A 13,815-nucleotide genomic window follows, 5' to 3' on the forward strand; every position below is an offset into this window, starting at 1 on the left:
GTGCTTCTCCTGTCGTTCGGTGGCTCGGCTGACCGTCGAGGGTCCCGTGGCTGTGCGTCCCCGGCTCGCACCGGGTTTGCCGTTGTCGCTGACAGGGACATCATCGGCCGAAGACGGACATTTGTGCGGCAACGCGCGGACGACTGGGCCGAATGGGTCGATCCGGACGCCGACGTCCCTTTCGGCAGGTCGGGGCGGGGCGCCGGCAGAGGCCCGGGCACGGGCCTCGGTGTCCCGACGCCGGACCGGATCCGCACGCGGAGAGCCGACCGAAAGGGGTGCCGCGCAGGTAAAGAGTGTCCTAAGATGGCGTCAACGCCCAGGCGCGAGCGGGGCGCGGCGGGCTTCGAACCGCCGGACGAGGGGCGCCTCACCCTGTGCGGGTGAGGCGCCCCTTCACCTGTCCCTAGGCGGCTCCGTCGCGGCGGTCCTACGGTGGCTGGACCACCACTCGACCGAGGAGAGCAGTGCGATGACGCAGCCTGACGAGACCCCCGACTCCCTGGTGCCGGAGGCCGACGAGAACCTCCAGGACGAGGAGCTCGCGCCCGAGGAGACGAGCCGCGACCTGCCGAGCATCGGCACGGACAGCGACCCGGCCAGCTTCCTGCGGGGCTAGCACGCGGACGAGCTCGCCCGGCGGGTGGGACGGCGCCGCTGAGGCGCCGTGGGTGCCCGTCGGCGACCGGCCGCACGCGGTCCGCGGTGCGTGCGGGCACGGCGGACCCGACCGGTAGCCTGGCCTGCGCGGGCCAGTAGCTCAGCCGGTCAGAGCAGCGGACTCATAATCCGTCGGTCGTGGGTTCAAGCCCCACCTGGCCCACCCGCACGGCGTGCTCCGTGTGCCGCTGGACCGGGCGCGAGGGTCATCGCCGGGAGGTCCCGGGGCGAGCTCCCACGCCGGGCGCCTGATACCCGCCGAGCCGCCGCCCCGCTCCAGCGTCCGCGCCAGCACGGACCGGGCCGCCTTCCGGCCGAGGTCCATGGCCGGCTGGTGGACGTCGACAGAGCCGGCTGGCACCGCAGCGTCCAGACCCTGCCGTCCAAGCCGACGATGCCTACGTCGTCCGGAACCCTGTGCGCCTACGTCCCGGCGTCCCGGCGTCCCGGCGTCCCGGCGTCTCTGCGTCTCGGCGTCTCTGTGTCCGGCACAGCGTGCCCACGGCGGGTCGTCGCCGTCTGCCGACGCCCTACGGGCGACGGTGCAGCGTTGCGGTCAGCGTCGCGGCCAGGTGAGTTTGGGCGGCGGCGGTGGTCAGCCGTCCCAGCCGGACACCGTCCGCGGCGCCCACCATCAACCAGGTCAACATCGTCAGCACCCACTCAGGGTCCACCTCGACCCGGAAGTCCCCGCTCTCCTGACCTCGGCGCACCAACCGACGCAGCGACTCCTCCGTCGCCGCCGTCTGCTCCAGCAGCGCGGCCTCCACGTGCTCCTGCAGCGGCTGCAGACCGAGCAGTCCCACGACGGCCGCCAACCTCCCCAGGCCCTCGACCACGCGCTCCAGAGCCTGCACCGGGGAACCGTCGTCCGGCGCAGCGTCCTGCACCGCACGCACGAACGCCTCCGCCGCCGCCTGGCACAGCTCGGCGACGAGCGCAGCACGGGAGGGGAAGCGCCGGAACAGCGTGGCCCGGCTGATCCCGGCTGCGGCAGCCAGCTCGGGCATCGAGGCAGCCGGCGCCAGGGCGAGGTGCCGCGCGACCGACGCGGCCACCGGATCCGCGAAGAACTCGCCTGCGGAAGCGGACGGGTGGGGCGACGAGGGAGCGGGCATCCCCTGAGCGTACGAGTGAGACGCTCGCGTCTCAAATCAGTTAGCATCGTCTCATGCTGACCGTTTCCCTGATGTGGGCCATCGCCGGGCTCGCGGCCCTGGACTCCCTCAACCCGGCCACGATCGCCGGGGTCACGCTCATCCTGCTGGCCCCGATGCGCCGACCCGGCGTCACCGCCCTGGCGTACGTCATGGGCGCCGGCGTCATCGTCTGGACGGTCGGAGCCGGTCTGCTCGTGGGCAGCGCCCAGGTGGGCGAGGCCGTCGCAGGGGCCTCGACCTGGGTGCGCCGAGGGGCTCTGCTGCTGGCCGCGGTCATCCTGACGATCAGCGCCGTGCGCAGACTCAGCCCCCGCACGCGGGCTGCGGTCGTCCTGCCAACGTGGTTCGGGCCCTGGACCGCGGCCCCTCTCGGTGTGCTGGTCACCGCTGCGGACCTGCCCAACGCCTTCCCCTACCTGCTGGCGATCGAGCGCCTCAGCGCCGCCGCCGTACCCACCGGCGCAGGCCTTGCCGTGCTGGCCGGCTACTCGCTCGTGTACTGCCTCCCCTGCCTTCTACTGCTGGCTGCGGGTTCGGTCTGGCGTGACCGCATCACCTCCCGCCTGCAGCGGGTGTACCTCCGCTTCGGCGGTGAGCGCGTGCAACCCCGCTCCGTGCGCGCCTCGGTCGGCCTGCTGGTGCTGGCCACCGTCGTCACCGTGCTCGCGTTCGCACTCTGACCGCCCACGCAGTGGACTCGCTCCGCGACCTCCGACGCCGGCACCAGCGGCGGGAACGCTGCGCTCCTGGCTCGACGACGACTCGAGCGGCTGGAGGGTCCCGGCGTCCGCCTGAGCCATGGACGGGCACGACCGCGCCCGCGGACGGGTGAGGATGCTCGACGGTGCCCTCGAGGGCGGCACGGCGGACGGGATGCTTCCCGTGCAGCAGTGGCAGCCCATCGTCATGCGTCGCGTCCGCTGACGGACCGTGGCGCTGACGTCGCGCCGCGAGGCGGTACGCCCCGCCCTTCCGTGCGCGTGACGCCAGGCCTACGTTCCCTCCATGAGCCACGACGCTCGCCGCTCGTTCCGTAGCCGTGCCACCGCGGCACTTCGCTCCGAGGCCCTGGTCTGGGCCGTCGTCCTCGGGTGCGTGTCAGCCCTCGCCGCTGTCTCCGGGGCGGTCGGCGACTGAGGGAGGCCGCGACCGACCCGACGTCGAGCGCGCCGACCGCACGTCCGGCGTCCGCTCCATGCCGCGGTCCGGTCCGTCGACCGCGGCTGCTGCGCGCGGCGCGCGGTCCGTCGAGCGGACGGGTGGTGACTGCCGCTCCGGTGTCGGGCTGACCACGACGCCCGGGTGCCGCCCCGGCGGCCTCCTGCTCGCACGCGGGCCGGGACGCGGCCTAGGCGGACGCCCGCCACACGACGTGGGTGTCGAGCATGACGCCCTCGAGCTGGGGCGCGCCTCCGTGCATCTGCGCAAGCACGGACTCGGCGGCCTTCCGGCCGAGGTCCATGGCCGGCTGGTGCACCGTCGACAGGGCCGGCTGGCAGCGCAGCGCCCAGACGCTGTCGTCGAAGCCGACGATGCCGACGTCGTCCGGGACCCGGCGCCCGGCGTCGCGGATCGCGTCCAGGGCGCCGGCCGCGACCACGTCCGACGCGGCGAACACGCCGTCCAGCGTCGGCTCGCGCTCGAGGAGCTCGCGCATGGCGTCGCGGCCGGCGCCGTACGCGTAGAGCGGCCGCTCCACGACCAGGCGCGGGTCGAAGCGGTCGCCCAGGGCGGCACGGAACCCGGCCAGCCGGTCGGCCCCGGAGTCGCGGTCGAGCGCGGCCGCGACCATGCCGACCCGTGACCGGCCGGTGGCGAGGAGCCGCTCGGTGATCGCCTGCGCGGCCGCGCGGTTGTCGATCCCGACGAAGGGCACCGGTGGCATGCCGGGCGGTCGCCCCACCACGGCGGCCGGGATGCCCAGCCGGGCGACGGCGGCCAGCAGCGGGTCGTCACGGCGGGCGGACACGATGACGACCCCGTCGACGAAGCCACCGCCGAGGTACCGCACCACCCGCCGGCTGTCCCGCTCGGAGTCGATCACCAGGCTGACCATCTGGTGGTCCGCGGCGGACAGCGCGGCGTTGGCCCCGAGCAGGATGGACCCGATGTTCGGGTCCTCCAGGAACAGCGAGTGCGGCTCGTGGACCACGACGCCCACGGCCTGCGACCGGCGGCGCGCCAGGTTGCGGGCCGCCGCGTTCGGCACGTAGCCCACCTTCGCGACCGCGCGCTCGATCGCCGTGCGGGCCTCGGCCGACACGTACGGCTCGCCGTTGAGGACGCGCGACACCGTGCCGCGCGAGACCCCCGCCTCCAGGGCGACGTCGCGGATGGTGGCCCGCCGGGGCGGGGTCGCAGGGAGCGGCATGCGTGGATGCTAACCGCTCCCCCGGCACCCGCCGCGGGTCGACCTTTGACACGGACTGGTCTCGCTTTTACTCTGTGACCGGTCCCAGAGTTCGTCGCCCCTCTGCTGATCATCGGTCTGTGACCGGTCCCAGATCGGGCGGCGAGCCTTCGCGCAAAGGAGCGAGATGACGTCGTCCGCACGTCCCGACGTGACCACGGGGTCCGGTCGGGCCGGCCTGACCGGTCGCCTCTACCTCGGCTGCGACTACAACCCCGAGCAGTGGGATCCCGCCGTCTGGCGCGAGGACGTGGCGCTCATGCGCGAGGCCGGCGTCTCGCTCGTCGCGGTGAACGTCTTCGGCTGGTCGGACGTCGAGCCCGCCGCCGGGCGCTACGACTTCTCCCGGCTGGACGCGGTGCTGGACCTGCTCCACGACCACGGCATCCGCGCGAACCTCGGCACCGGGACGTCGTCCCCGCCGCCGTGGCTCAGCGCGGCGCACCCGGAGATCCTGCCAGTGATGGCCGACGGGACCACGCGCTACCCCGGCGGCCGCCAGGCGTGGTGCCCGAGCTCGGCGGTCTTCCGCCGTCATGCGCTCGCCCTGGTCGAGCAGGTCGCCCGGCGGTACGGCTCGCACCCCGCCGTCGCGCTGTGGCACGTGTCGAACGAGCTGGGGTGCCACAACGCGCACTGCTTCTGCGACGAGTCGGCGGCCGCGTTCCGCCGCTGGCTCGAGCGGCGCCACGGCACGCTGGACCGCCTCAACACCGCGTGGGGCACGTCCTTCTGGAGCCAGCGCTACACCGCGTGGGACGAGGTGCTGCCGCCGCGCCTGACGATCTCCACCCCCAACCCGGCGCAGGTCGTGGACTTCCACCGCTTCAGCTCCGACGAGCTGCTGGGGCACCTGCAGGCCGAGACCGAGGTGCTGCGCCGGCACAGCGCCGTGCCGGTGACCACCAACTTCATGGTCACCGCGCACCAGCGCGAGATGGACTACTGGGACTGGGCCCCGCACGTCGACGTCGTCGCGCAGGACCACTACCTCGACCGGCGCCTGCCCGACCCCGAGGCCGAGCTGTCGTTCACCGCGGACACCACGCGCGGGCTCGCCGGTGGCGGTCCGTGGGTCCTCATGGAGCACTCGACCAGCGCCGTCAACTGGCAGCCGGTCAACGTGGCCAAGGTGCCCGGCCAGATGCTGCGCAACGCCCTCACCCACCTGGCGCGCGGGGCGGACGGGCTCTGCTTCTTCCAGTGGCGTGCCTCGGCCCAGGGTGCGGAGAAGTTCCACTCCGCGCTCGTGCCGCACGCCGGCACCGACTCGCGGGTCTGGCGCGAGGTGCTCGAGCTCGGCCGGACCGTCGAGTCCCTGCAGGAGGTCACCGGCACGCGGGTGCAGGCCGACGTCGCCCTGGTCTACGGCTGGGAGGCGTGGTGGGCGGCGGACGGCGAGGGCCGGCCCTCGACCGAGGTGCGGTACCTCGAGCAGGTGCACGCCGCCTACGGCGCCCTGCGTGCCGCGGGTCTGACGGTCGACGTCGTGCCGCCCGGGCGGGACCTGGCCGGGTACCGCCTCGTCGTCGTCCCCGAGCTGTACCTCGTGTCCGACGACGACGCCGCGGTGATCTCGCGGTACGTCGCGGACGGCGGCCACGCGCTCGTGACGTTCTTCAGCGGCATCGTCGACGAGGACGACCGGGTCCGCCTCGGCGGCTACCCGGGGGCGTTCCGCGAGATGCTCGGAGTCGTCACCGAGGAGTTCCACCCGCTGCTGCCCGGCCACCAGGTCCGGCTGGACGACGGCACCGCCGGGCGCCTGTGGGTCGAGGACCTGCGCACCGTGGGCGCGAAGGCCGTGCGCAGCGCCGTCGACGGCCCGCTGCCCGGGGTCCCGGTCGTCACCCGCAACGAGCACGGCGCCGGCTCCGCCTGGTACGTGGCCACCGCGCTCGACCCCGACGCCTACGCGGCCCTGATCGGTGAGGTCGCGGTCGCCGCGGGCGCGCGGGTCGAGCCCGGCGCCGGTCCGCTGGTCGAGGTGGTCCGCCGGACCGGCCAGGGCCGCACCTACGTGTTCGTCATCAACCACTCGACCGCCCCGGTCGACGTGCCCGTCGTGGGGCACGAGCTGATCCGGGGCGAGCGAACCACAGGCCTGCGCGTGCCCCCCGGGGCCGTCCGCGTGGTCCGCGAGGAGGAGGACCAGTGAGCTCAGCCGCCCTGCCCGGTCGTCGCCGGGTGTCACGCGTGGCGCACAAGCGCGCCATCGCCGTCTTCGTCGCGCCGTTCGCGGCGCTGTTCACGCTGTTCTACCTGCTCCCGATCGCCTACGCGGTGTTCCAGTCGACCCGCGTGGTCGAGCGGGAGGGGACGTTCGGGCCGCCCCGCGAGGTGTTCGGCGGCCTCACCCAGTACGCGCAGGCGCTCCAGAGCAGCCCGTTCTGGGACTCCATCGGCCGCGTGCTCCTGTTCGGCATCGTCCAGGTGCCCGTCATGCTGGCGCTGGCGCTGGTGTTCGCGCTGCTGCTGGACTCCCCGCTGGTCCGCGGCCGGCGCTTCTTCCGGCTGGCGTTCTTCGTCCCCTACGCGGTCCCCGGTGTCATCGCCGCGATCATGTGGGGCTTCCTGTACTCGCCGAACCTCTCGCCGTTCCGGCCCCTGACGCAGTCGGTGGACCTGCTGTCCGCCGAGCTCGTCCTGTGGGCCATGGCCAACGTCGTGACCTGGGTCTTCGTCGGCTACAACATGCTGATCATCTACTCCTCGCTGCTGGCCATCCCGGCCGAGGTCTACGAGGCGGCGCGGCTCGACGGCGCGTCGCAGGTCCGCATCGCGTGGTCGATCAAGATCCCGCTGGTCATGCCGGCCATCATCCTCACCGCGATCTTCTCGATCATCGGGACGCTGCAGCTGCTCGCCGAGCCGCAGGTCTTCCGGACCTTCTCCTCCGCGGTGACCAGCACGTTCACGCCGAACCTGCTCGTGTACTCGACCGCGTCGGTCCCCAACGTCCCGCTCGCGGCCGCGTTCTCCGTGCTGCTCGCGCTGGCGACGTTCGTCCTGTCCTTCACCTTCCTCAAGGTGACCCAGCGGAAGGCCTTCCAGTGACCGCGCCCACGACCGGCACGTCCACGACCGGCAGGTCCACGAACGGCGGCGCCGTGCCGGACCTCGCGGGCCCCGGCTCGTCCGGAACCGCCCGGCGCACGCCGGACCGCCGGTCCGGGTCCGGGCCGCAGGAGAGCCGCGTCTCGCGCACGGTCGCCATGACGGTCATGGTCGTCTTCACCGTCTACTTCCTCGTCCCCATCTGGTGGCTGCTCGTCGCGGCCACCAAGGCACGTGGCGACCTGACGACGACCAACGCCCTGTGGTTCAGCGACATGAACCTGCTGGAGAACCTCGCGGCCACCACCGGGTACGGCGGCGGCGTCCTGCCGCGGTGGCTGCTCAACAGCGTCCTGTACGCCGGCGGCGGCGCCCTGCTGGGCACCCTGCTGGCCGGCATGTGCGGCTACGCGCTCGCGAAGTACCGCTTCCCCGGGCGTGAGCTGGTCTTCAACGTCGTCCTCGGCGGCGTCCTGGTGCCCGCGACGGCGCTCGCGCTGCCGCTGTTCCTGCTCTTCAGCCAGATCAACGCCACGAACACGTTCTGGTCGGTGTTCCTGCCGAGCATCGTCAGCCCGTTCGGGGTGTACCTGACCCGCATCTTCGCGGCGTCGGCCGTGCCGGAGGAGCTGCTCGAGGCGGCCCGCCTGGACGGCTCCGGCGAGGTGCGCACGTTCTTCACGGTCGCCGTCCGGCTCATGTTCCCGGCCCTGGTCACCGTGTTCCTGTTCCAGTTCGTCGCGATCTGGAACAACTTCTTCCTGCCGCTGATCATGCTGCGCGACGAGGCCCTCTTCCCCGTGACGCTCGGTCTCTACAACTGGAACACCCAGGTGAACCAGGTCCCCGAGCTGCGCCTGTACGTGCTCACCGGCGCCCTGCTGTCGATCGTCCCGCTCATCGTCGTCTTCCTGCTGCTGCAGCGCTTCTGGCGCGGCGGCCTGGGGTCCGGCGCGCTCAAGTGACCCCGCGCACCCGGACCCTGCTCCCCCACGTCCCGACCTCTCCCTCACCCACCTCTGGAAGGACCACCATGCGCACCACCACCCGAGCGGTCAGCGTCGCCCTGCTCGCGCTGACCGCCCTGACCGCCTGCTCGTCCGGCGCGGACGACGGCGCGGCCGGCGCCGGCGACACGGCCTCCGGCGGGGCCTGCGAGCCCGCCGGCGAGCCGGTCACGCTGACCTACACCACCTGGATCCCGGGCATCGAGGACGTCGTCGCGACGTGGAACGAGGCCAACCCGGACATCCAGGTCGAGGTCCAGACCGGCCCGAACGGCAACGGCGGGACCTACCAGAACTTCTTCAACCAGCTCGAGGCCGGCAACGCGCCCGACCTGGGCCAGATCGAGTACGACGCCCTGCCGAACTTCCGCGTGCAGGACGGCCTCGTCGACCTGGGCGCGTGCGAGGAGGTCGTCGCCGCGAAGGACCAGTTCGTGGACTGGACGTGGCAGCAGGTGCAGCTCGGCGAGGAGGACTCCGTCTACGCCATCCCGCAGGACGCGGGCCCCATGGCGCTGTTCTACCGGGCCGACCTGTTCGAGCAGAACAACATCCCGGTGCCCACCACGTGGGAGGAGTTCGCCACCGCGGCCGAGCAGGTCCGCGCGGCGGGCGGCTACATCACCAACTTCTCGCAGGCGGACATCAACCAGTTCGCGGGTCTGGTGTGGCAGGCCGGCGGGTCCTGGTTCGAGAACGACGGCGAGCAGTGGACCGTGGACCTGACCAACGAGGAGTCGGTCAAGGTCGCGAGCTTCTGGGACGACCTGATCGAGCGCGACCTCGTCTCCACCTACCCGGGCTGGACCACGGAGTGGGACAACGCCTACAACTCCGGTGAGGTCTGGACCTGGAACTCTGCGGTGTGGGGCGCGAACTCCATCGCGACCGGTGCGCCGGACACCGCCGGCAGGTGGGCCGTGGCTCCGTCCCCGCAGTGGGAGGACGGCGACGCGTCCGCCGGCAACTGGGGCGGCTCCACGACGGCGGTCTTCCAGGGCACCGAGCACCCGTACGAGGCGGCGAAGTTCGCCCTGTGGCTCAACACCTCCGAGGAGGCGCTGACCGCGCTCATCGAGGCGGCCAACCTCTACCCGGCGACCACCGACGGCGCGCAGCTCCCGGCCCTCGCCGAGGGCGTGGAGTTCTACGGCGGGCAGCCGATCTACGACGTCTTCGCCGAGGCCAGCGAGCAGGTGTCGCCCGACTTCGTGTGGGGTCCGACGATGACGCAGGTCTACAACGACGTCTCCGACGGCTTCTCCCAGGCGATCACCGGTGGCGGGACGCTGACCGAGGCACTCGAGTCGGCCGAGGGCACCACGGTGTCCGCGCTCGAGGCGCAGGCCATCCCCGTCGCCAAGTGACCCTGCGCCGTCCCGGCCCTCCGCGCTGACGGCAGGATCGAGGCGTCGCGTCGTCGCACGACCGCACGCCCCGCACGACCCGTACGACCCGTAGGGCCGGGCGCGGGCGTCGACCATCCCCCGGTCGGCGCCCGCGCCGTCCTGCGCCCCCTCGTCCGACCTCCGTCGCGCACCCGACCGCAGACCGGCCCCAGCCCCGGGAGAATGACCGTGACCCACGCAGCCCCGTCCGTCCTCGCCCTGCGTGCCGGCGGTGTCGGTCTCGTCCTGGACGCGTCGGGCCCCGGGCTGCCGAGCGTCCTGCACTGGGGCCCGGACCTGGGCCCGCTCGACGACGCCGCTCTCGACGGCCTGCGTGCGGCGTCCGTGCCGCCGCAGATCGGGAACGGTCCCGACGTCCCGGTCACCGTGTCGCTCGTCCCGGAGGGCAGCACGGGCTTCACCGGGACACCCGGTCTGACCGGTCACCGTGCCGGCGGGGCGGCGTGGTCCACGGCGTTCCGCCTGCGGTCGGTGGCCGTGCACCCGCTCGGCGCACCCGAGGCCGACCTCGTCGCCACGCACGACCGCTCCCCGGCCGGCTCACCGGACAGCCCGGCGACGTCGTCCCGCGACGACGCGGCCCACGGCGGGACCGGCGGCCGGGTGGTCGCCGAGGCCACGGACGACGAGGCCGGGCTGGACCTGAGCCTCGAGGTCGAGCTGCTCGCGTCCGGCCTGCTCCGTACGCGTGCGACGGTCACCAACCGCGGCCCCGGTGACTACGACCTCGACGGCCTCGGCCTGGCGCTTCCGGTCCCGCCGGCGGCCACCGAGGTCCTGGACCTGGCCGGGCGCTGGGCGAAGGAGCGGGTGCCGCAGCGACGCCCGCTGACCGTGGGGACCCACCTGCGCGAGGGCCGACGCGGCCGGACCGGTGCCGACGCCGCGACCGTGCTCGTCGCCGGCGAGGAGGGCTTCGGGTTCGCCCGCGGGCAGGTGTGGGGCGTGCACGTCGCGTGGAGCGGGAACCACCGCGCCTACGCCGAGCGCGTCTACTCCGGCGAGCGGCTGCTCGGCGGCGGCGAGCTGCTCCTGCCGGGCGAGGTGTCCCTCGAGCCGGGCGGGTCGTACGCGTCGCCCTGGCTGTACGGGTCCACGGCCGAGGGCCTGGACGCTCTCGCCGCCCGGTTCTACGACCATCTGCGAGCACGCCCGGCACACCCGCGCACGCCCCGCCCGGTCGTCCTCAACGTGTGGGAGGCCGTGTACTTCGACCACGACGCGACCCGCCTGCGGGACCTGGCCACGACCGCCGCCGAGGTGGGCGTCGAGCGCTTCGTCCTGGACGACGGCTGGTTCCGCGGGCGCCGCGACGACACCGCGGGCCTGGGTGACTGGTTCGTCGACGAGGAGGTCTGGCCCGACGGCCTGCGCCCGCTCGCCGACCACGTGCACGCCCTCGGGATGAGCTTCGGGCTGTGGTTCGAGCCGGAGATGGTCAACCCCGACTCCGACCTGGCGCGGGCCCACCCCGACTGGCTGCTCCAGGTCCCCGGCCGGCTGCCCGTGCCGTCCCGCAGCCAGCAGGTCCTCGACGTCGCGAACCCCGACGTCCACGCCTACCTGCTGGACCGGATCGTGACCGTCGTGCGGGACAACGCCGTCGACTACGTCAAGTGGGACCACAACCGCGACCTCGTCGACGCCGGCGCGCCGCCGACCGGTGCGGCCCGGGTCCACGCCCAGACGCTCGCCGTCTACCGGCTGCTGGACGCCGTCCGGGCCGCCTGCCCGGGCGTCGAGATCGAGTCGTGCTCCTCCGGTGGCGCCCGGGTCGACCTGGAGATCCTCGAGCGCACGGACCGGGTGTGGGCGTCGGACTGCATCGACGCCCACGACCGGCAGCACATCCAGCGGTGGACCGCGCAGCTCCTGCCGCCGGAGCTGGTCGGCAGCCACGTCGGCTCGGGCCGCGCGCACACCACCGGACGGTCGCACGACCTGTCCTTCCGGGCGGGCACGGCCCTGTTCGGGCACTTCGGCATCGAGTGGGACCTCACCCGGGCGACCCCCGCGGAGCGGGCCGAGCTCGCGGGGTGGGTCGGCGCCTACCGGACCCACCGGGCGCTGGTCCACACCGGCCGGACGGTCCGGGCGGACCTCGCCGACGGCGCCGTGTGGCTGCACGGCGTGGTCGGGCCCGGGGCGGACGAGGCCCTGTACGCGGTCGTGGTCCTCGACCGACCGGTGACCTGGCCGCCCGGACGCCTCGTGCTGCCCGGCCTGCGGCCCGACCGCACCTACGCCGTCACGCCGGTGCTGCCGGGGACCGTGAGCACCGACCCGCGGGTGGTGCCCCCGTGGTGGCCGGGACCGGTGGTCCTGCCGGGGTCCGTCCTGGTCGGCGCCGGCCTGCAGGTCCCGGCGCTCGACCCCGACCACGCCGCCCTGCTGCACGTCCGGGCGACGGGCTGACCGCGTCGGCCCGGCACCGGCCCCCCGCCGGGGAACCCGTGCCTTGCCACCGGCGGCGACCCGGGTCGATCCTCGGAGGACCTGTCGCCCGGCGTCGGGCGGCATCCGGACCCGGGGGGCGCCATGTCCGCGTACCGCACCACCGCCCGTCGCCGCGGGGCCCGCGTCGCGCGACGGCTCCTCGCCGGTCTGGCCGCCGCCACCGCCGTGGTGGCCGGCCTCGCGGCCTCACCCGCCGTCGCCGCCGAGCCGGCGCGGGGGCGCTGCGACCCGCTCATCGCCTACCGCGAGGGCTTCCCCATCGGCAGGGACTCGAAGGTCATGGGTGTCCCTGGGTCCGGCGGCGAGCCGCACGCCCTCTACGACGGCCCGCTGTCCGAGCTGGACCCGGACTGGTCGCCGGACGGCCGCCTGCTGGTGTTCGCGACGCGCCTCAACCTGGACGGCGTCGTCTCCGAGCGCGGCCTGGACGTCGTGGACGTCACCACCGGCGAGGTGCGCACGGTGCTGCGCCAGGAGTCCTTCACCCGCTTCCCGGAGTGGTCCCCGCGCGGGCGGGAGATCGCGTACGTCAGCGCCGAGGGCGGCCGCGGACCGCTCACCGCCGTCCGGGTGGTGCGCTCCGACGGAACCCGGGACCGGCTCGTCGTCGCCGTGCCCGAGGGCGAGGTCGTCCAGGACCTGGCCTGGGAGCCCCACGGCCGCACCCTCTGGATCACCTCGCGCGTCGGGGAGACCCAGTGGCGGCTGCGGTCGGTCGACCTGAGGACCGGAGAGCTGCAGCCCCTGGACAGCACCCGTGGTCTGGGGTACCCCCGGTTCGCGCACGGTCGGCGGCTCGTCGTCGAGGCCGACGAGGTCGGGCCCGACGGACGCTCGCACGCCAGCCTCTACGTCACCGACCGCAGGACCCTCCAGCCGCTCGTGCGTCTCTTCGGCGTGGCCGACGACCAGTGGAGCCCGGCCCTGGCGCCCGACGGCGACGAGGTCGCGTACCTCAGGGCGTTCGGGCACCCCACGGCGCCGCACGCGCTGGAGGTCCTGTCGCTGCGGGACGCCACGGTCCGCCCGCTCGTCGGGCCGATCCTCGGGGACACCCAGCCCATGGAGCGGGAGGGTCTGAGCTGGCAGCCGAAGGGGCGGTGCGTGGCGGGGTTCCCGTACTGACCGCCCTCGTCCGCCCGCGGCCTTCCTCGAATCGATCCACGGAGCGTTGACTCGAGATCCGGGCACGCCGCCCGGTGGGCACCGGAGGAGGTCGTCATGGTCTACGGCATCGTCACGAACGTCGCTGCCCCCCCTGCGATGTACGACGCGCTGCACGCCGAGGTCGTCCGGCGGGGTGGTGACACGGCCGGCGCGCTGATCCTCCACCTCGGGCGGGCGACGGCGACGGGCTTCCAGGTGGTCGAGGTGTGGCGGTCCGCCCAGGACTTCCAGCGCTACACGCGGGAGATCGTCATGCCGGCGATGGTCGAGCTGTTCGGGCCCGAGGCCGCGGCGGCGCCTCCCGACCTGGAGGAGTTCGAGGTCCGCGGCCTGGTGCTGGGGGACGACCGCGTCGTGGTCTGACCGACCCGCCCGTGCGTGCCCGACGGTCGGCGGCCTGACGTCCGGCACGCACCCGGTGGACCGACCGAGGACGATGGGACCGGATCGACCCGCCCACCGGTGCATCGGCGCGGCCCGGGGTTACG

12 protein-coding genes, 1 tRNA gene and 1 riboswitch are annotated in these 13,815 nt (G+C 73.8%); of the genes, 11 read left to right on the forward strand and 2 right to left on the reverse strand.

The window, feature by feature from the left end; all coding sequences use genetic code 11:
• Window positions 1-15 precede the first annotated feature (15 nt).
• Window positions 16-91: riboswitch (cyclic di-GMP riboswitch) on the reverse strand.
• Window positions 92-472: 381 nt separating this feature from the next.
• Together CAE01nite_RS18070 and CAE01nite_RS07600 are read left to right on the forward strand one after the other, a co-directional pair.
• Window positions 473-619 (forward strand): hypothetical protein, encoded by a 147-nt coding sequence (locus CAE01nite_RS18070; protein ID WP_186816456.1) that lies wholly within the window; start codon window positions 473-475, stop codon window positions 617-619.
• A 130-nt stretch (window positions 620-749) separates the two neighbouring features.
• Window positions 750-823 (forward strand) — tRNA-Ile (locus CAE01nite_RS07600).
• A 367-nt stretch (window positions 824-1,190) separates the two neighbouring features.
• Here the strand turns inward: CAE01nite_RS07600 and CAE01nite_RS07610 are convergent.
• On the reverse strand, window positions 1,191-1,778 hold the full coding sequence (locus tag CAE01nite_RS07610) for a TetR/AcrR family transcriptional regulator (protein WP_146902318.1): 588 nt from the start codon (window positions 1,776-1,778) through the stop codon (window positions 1,191-1,193).
• A gap of 53 nt (window positions 1,779-1,831) precedes the next feature.
• On the opposite strand from CAE01nite_RS07610, the gene CAE01nite_RS07615 reads away from it, so the two are divergent.
• Together CAE01nite_RS07615 and CAE01nite_RS18755 are read left to right on the forward strand one after the other, a co-directional pair.
• Window positions 1,832-2,500 carry a GAP family protein gene (locus CAE01nite_RS07615; RefSeq protein WP_146902321.1) on the forward strand — a complete coding sequence of 223 codons (669 nt, stop codon included), beginning with the start codon at window positions 1,832-1,834 and terminating at the stop codon, window positions 2,498-2,500.
• Window positions 2,501-2,825: 325 nt separating this feature from the next.
• Window positions 2,826-2,957: a hypothetical protein gene (locus CAE01nite_RS18755; protein WP_281285570.1), complete on the forward strand. Its 132-nt coding sequence runs from the start codon at window positions 2,826-2,828 to the stop codon at window positions 2,955-2,957.
• A gap of 211 nt (window positions 2,958-3,168) precedes the next feature.
• On the opposite strand, the gene CAE01nite_RS07620 is transcribed toward CAE01nite_RS18755, so the two are convergent.
• Window positions 3,169-4,191: a LacI family DNA-binding transcriptional regulator gene (locus CAE01nite_RS07620; RefSeq protein WP_146902324.1), complete on the reverse strand. Its 1,023-nt coding sequence runs from the start codon at window positions 4,189-4,191 to the stop codon at window positions 3,169-3,171.
• A 166-nt stretch (window positions 4,192-4,357) separates the two neighbouring features.
• Here CAE01nite_RS07620 and CAE01nite_RS07625 point away from each other — a divergent pair, with 166 nt between their 5' ends.
• From CAE01nite_RS07625 to CAE01nite_RS07655, 7 genes are all read left to right on the forward strand, one after another.
• Entirely contained in the window at window positions 4,358-6,388 is a 2,031-nt protein-coding gene (locus CAE01nite_RS07625) for a beta-galactosidase (protein WP_146902327.1), read from the forward strand.
• Window positions 6,385-7,287, forward strand: coding sequence for a carbohydrate ABC transporter permease (locus CAE01nite_RS07630; RefSeq protein ID WP_222595849.1), 903 nt, complete (start codon window positions 6,385-6,387; stop codon window positions 7,285-7,287). The genes CAE01nite_RS07625 and CAE01nite_RS07630 overlap by 4 nt, the downstream gene beginning before the upstream one ends.
• Window positions 7,288-7,445: 158 nt before the next feature.
• Entirely contained in the window at window positions 7,446-8,252 is an 807-nt protein-coding gene (locus CAE01nite_RS07635; protein ID WP_146902662.1) for a carbohydrate ABC transporter permease, read from the forward strand.
• 68 nt (window positions 8,253-8,320) lie between these two features.
• Window positions 8,321-9,661: an ABC transporter substrate-binding protein gene (locus CAE01nite_RS07640; protein WP_146902330.1), complete on the forward strand. Its 1,341-nt coding sequence runs from the start codon at window positions 8,321-8,323 to the stop codon at window positions 9,659-9,661.
• A gap of 204 nt (window positions 9,662-9,865) precedes the next feature.
• Window positions 9,866-12,118, forward strand: coding sequence for an alpha-galactosidase (locus CAE01nite_RS07645; RefSeq protein WP_146902333.1), 2,253 nt, complete (start codon window positions 9,866-9,868; stop codon window positions 12,116-12,118).
• Between the two features lie 123 nt (window positions 12,119-12,241).
• The gene (locus tag CAE01nite_RS07650) at window positions 12,242-13,285 is read left to right on the forward strand and encodes a TolB family protein (RefSeq protein ID WP_146902336.1); all 1,044 of its coding nucleotides are present in this window, start codon (window positions 12,242-12,244) and stop codon (window positions 13,283-13,285) included.
• 96 nt (window positions 13,286-13,381) lie between these two features.
• Window positions 13,382-13,690 (forward strand): hypothetical protein, encoded by a 309-nt coding sequence (locus tag CAE01nite_RS07655; RefSeq protein WP_146902339.1) that lies wholly within the window; start codon window positions 13,382-13,384, stop codon window positions 13,688-13,690.
• The last annotated feature ends 125 nt before the right edge of the window (window positions 13,691-13,815 follow it).

The sequence above is a fragment of the Cellulomonas aerilata genome, assembly GCF_007991755.1.
Classification (GTDB): Bacteria; Actinomycetota; Actinomycetes; order Actinomycetales; family Cellulomonadaceae; genus Pengzhenrongella; species Pengzhenrongella aerilata.

Bases quoted from the DNA above. Each gene is read 5' to 3' on its own strand.
- CAE01nite_RS18070 (WP_186816456.1), top strand. From the start codon at position 473: ATGACGCAGCCTGACGAGACCCCCGACTCCCTGGTGCCGGAGGCCGAC.
- CAE01nite_RS07610 (WP_146902318.1), bottom strand. From the start codon at position 1,778: ATGCCCGCTCCCTCGTCGCCCCACCCGTCCGCTTCCGCAGGCGAGTTC.
- CAE01nite_RS07615 (WP_146902321.1), top strand. From the start codon at position 1,832: ATGCTGACCGTTTCCCTGATGTGGGCCATCGCCGGGCTCGCGGCCCTG.
- CAE01nite_RS18755 (WP_281285570.1), top strand. From the start codon at position 2,826: ATGAGCCACGACGCTCGCCGCTCGTTCCGTAGCCGTGCCACCGCGGCA.
- CAE01nite_RS07620 (WP_146902324.1), bottom strand. From the start codon at position 4,191: ATGCCGCTCCCTGCGACCCCGCCCCGGCGGGCCACCATCCGCGACGTC.
- CAE01nite_RS07625 (WP_146902327.1), top strand. From the start codon at position 4,358: ATGACGTCGTCCGCACGTCCCGACGTGACCACGGGGTCCGGTCGGGCC.
- CAE01nite_RS07635 (WP_146902662.1), top strand. From the start codon at position 7,446: ATGACGGTCATGGTCGTCTTCACCGTCTACTTCCTCGTCCCCATCTGG.
- CAE01nite_RS07640 (WP_146902330.1), top strand. From the start codon at position 8,321: ATGCGCACCACCACCCGAGCGGTCAGCGTCGCCCTGCTCGCGCTGACC.
- CAE01nite_RS07645 (WP_146902333.1), top strand. From the start codon at position 9,866: ATGACCGTGACCCACGCAGCCCCGTCCGTCCTCGCCCTGCGTGCCGGC.
- CAE01nite_RS07650 (WP_146902336.1), top strand. From the start codon at position 12,242: ATGTCCGCGTACCGCACCACCGCCCGTCGCCGCGGGGCCCGCGTCGCG.
- CAE01nite_RS07655 (WP_146902339.1), top strand. From the start codon at position 13,382: ATGGTCTACGGCATCGTCACGAACGTCGCTGCCCCCCCTGCGATGTAC.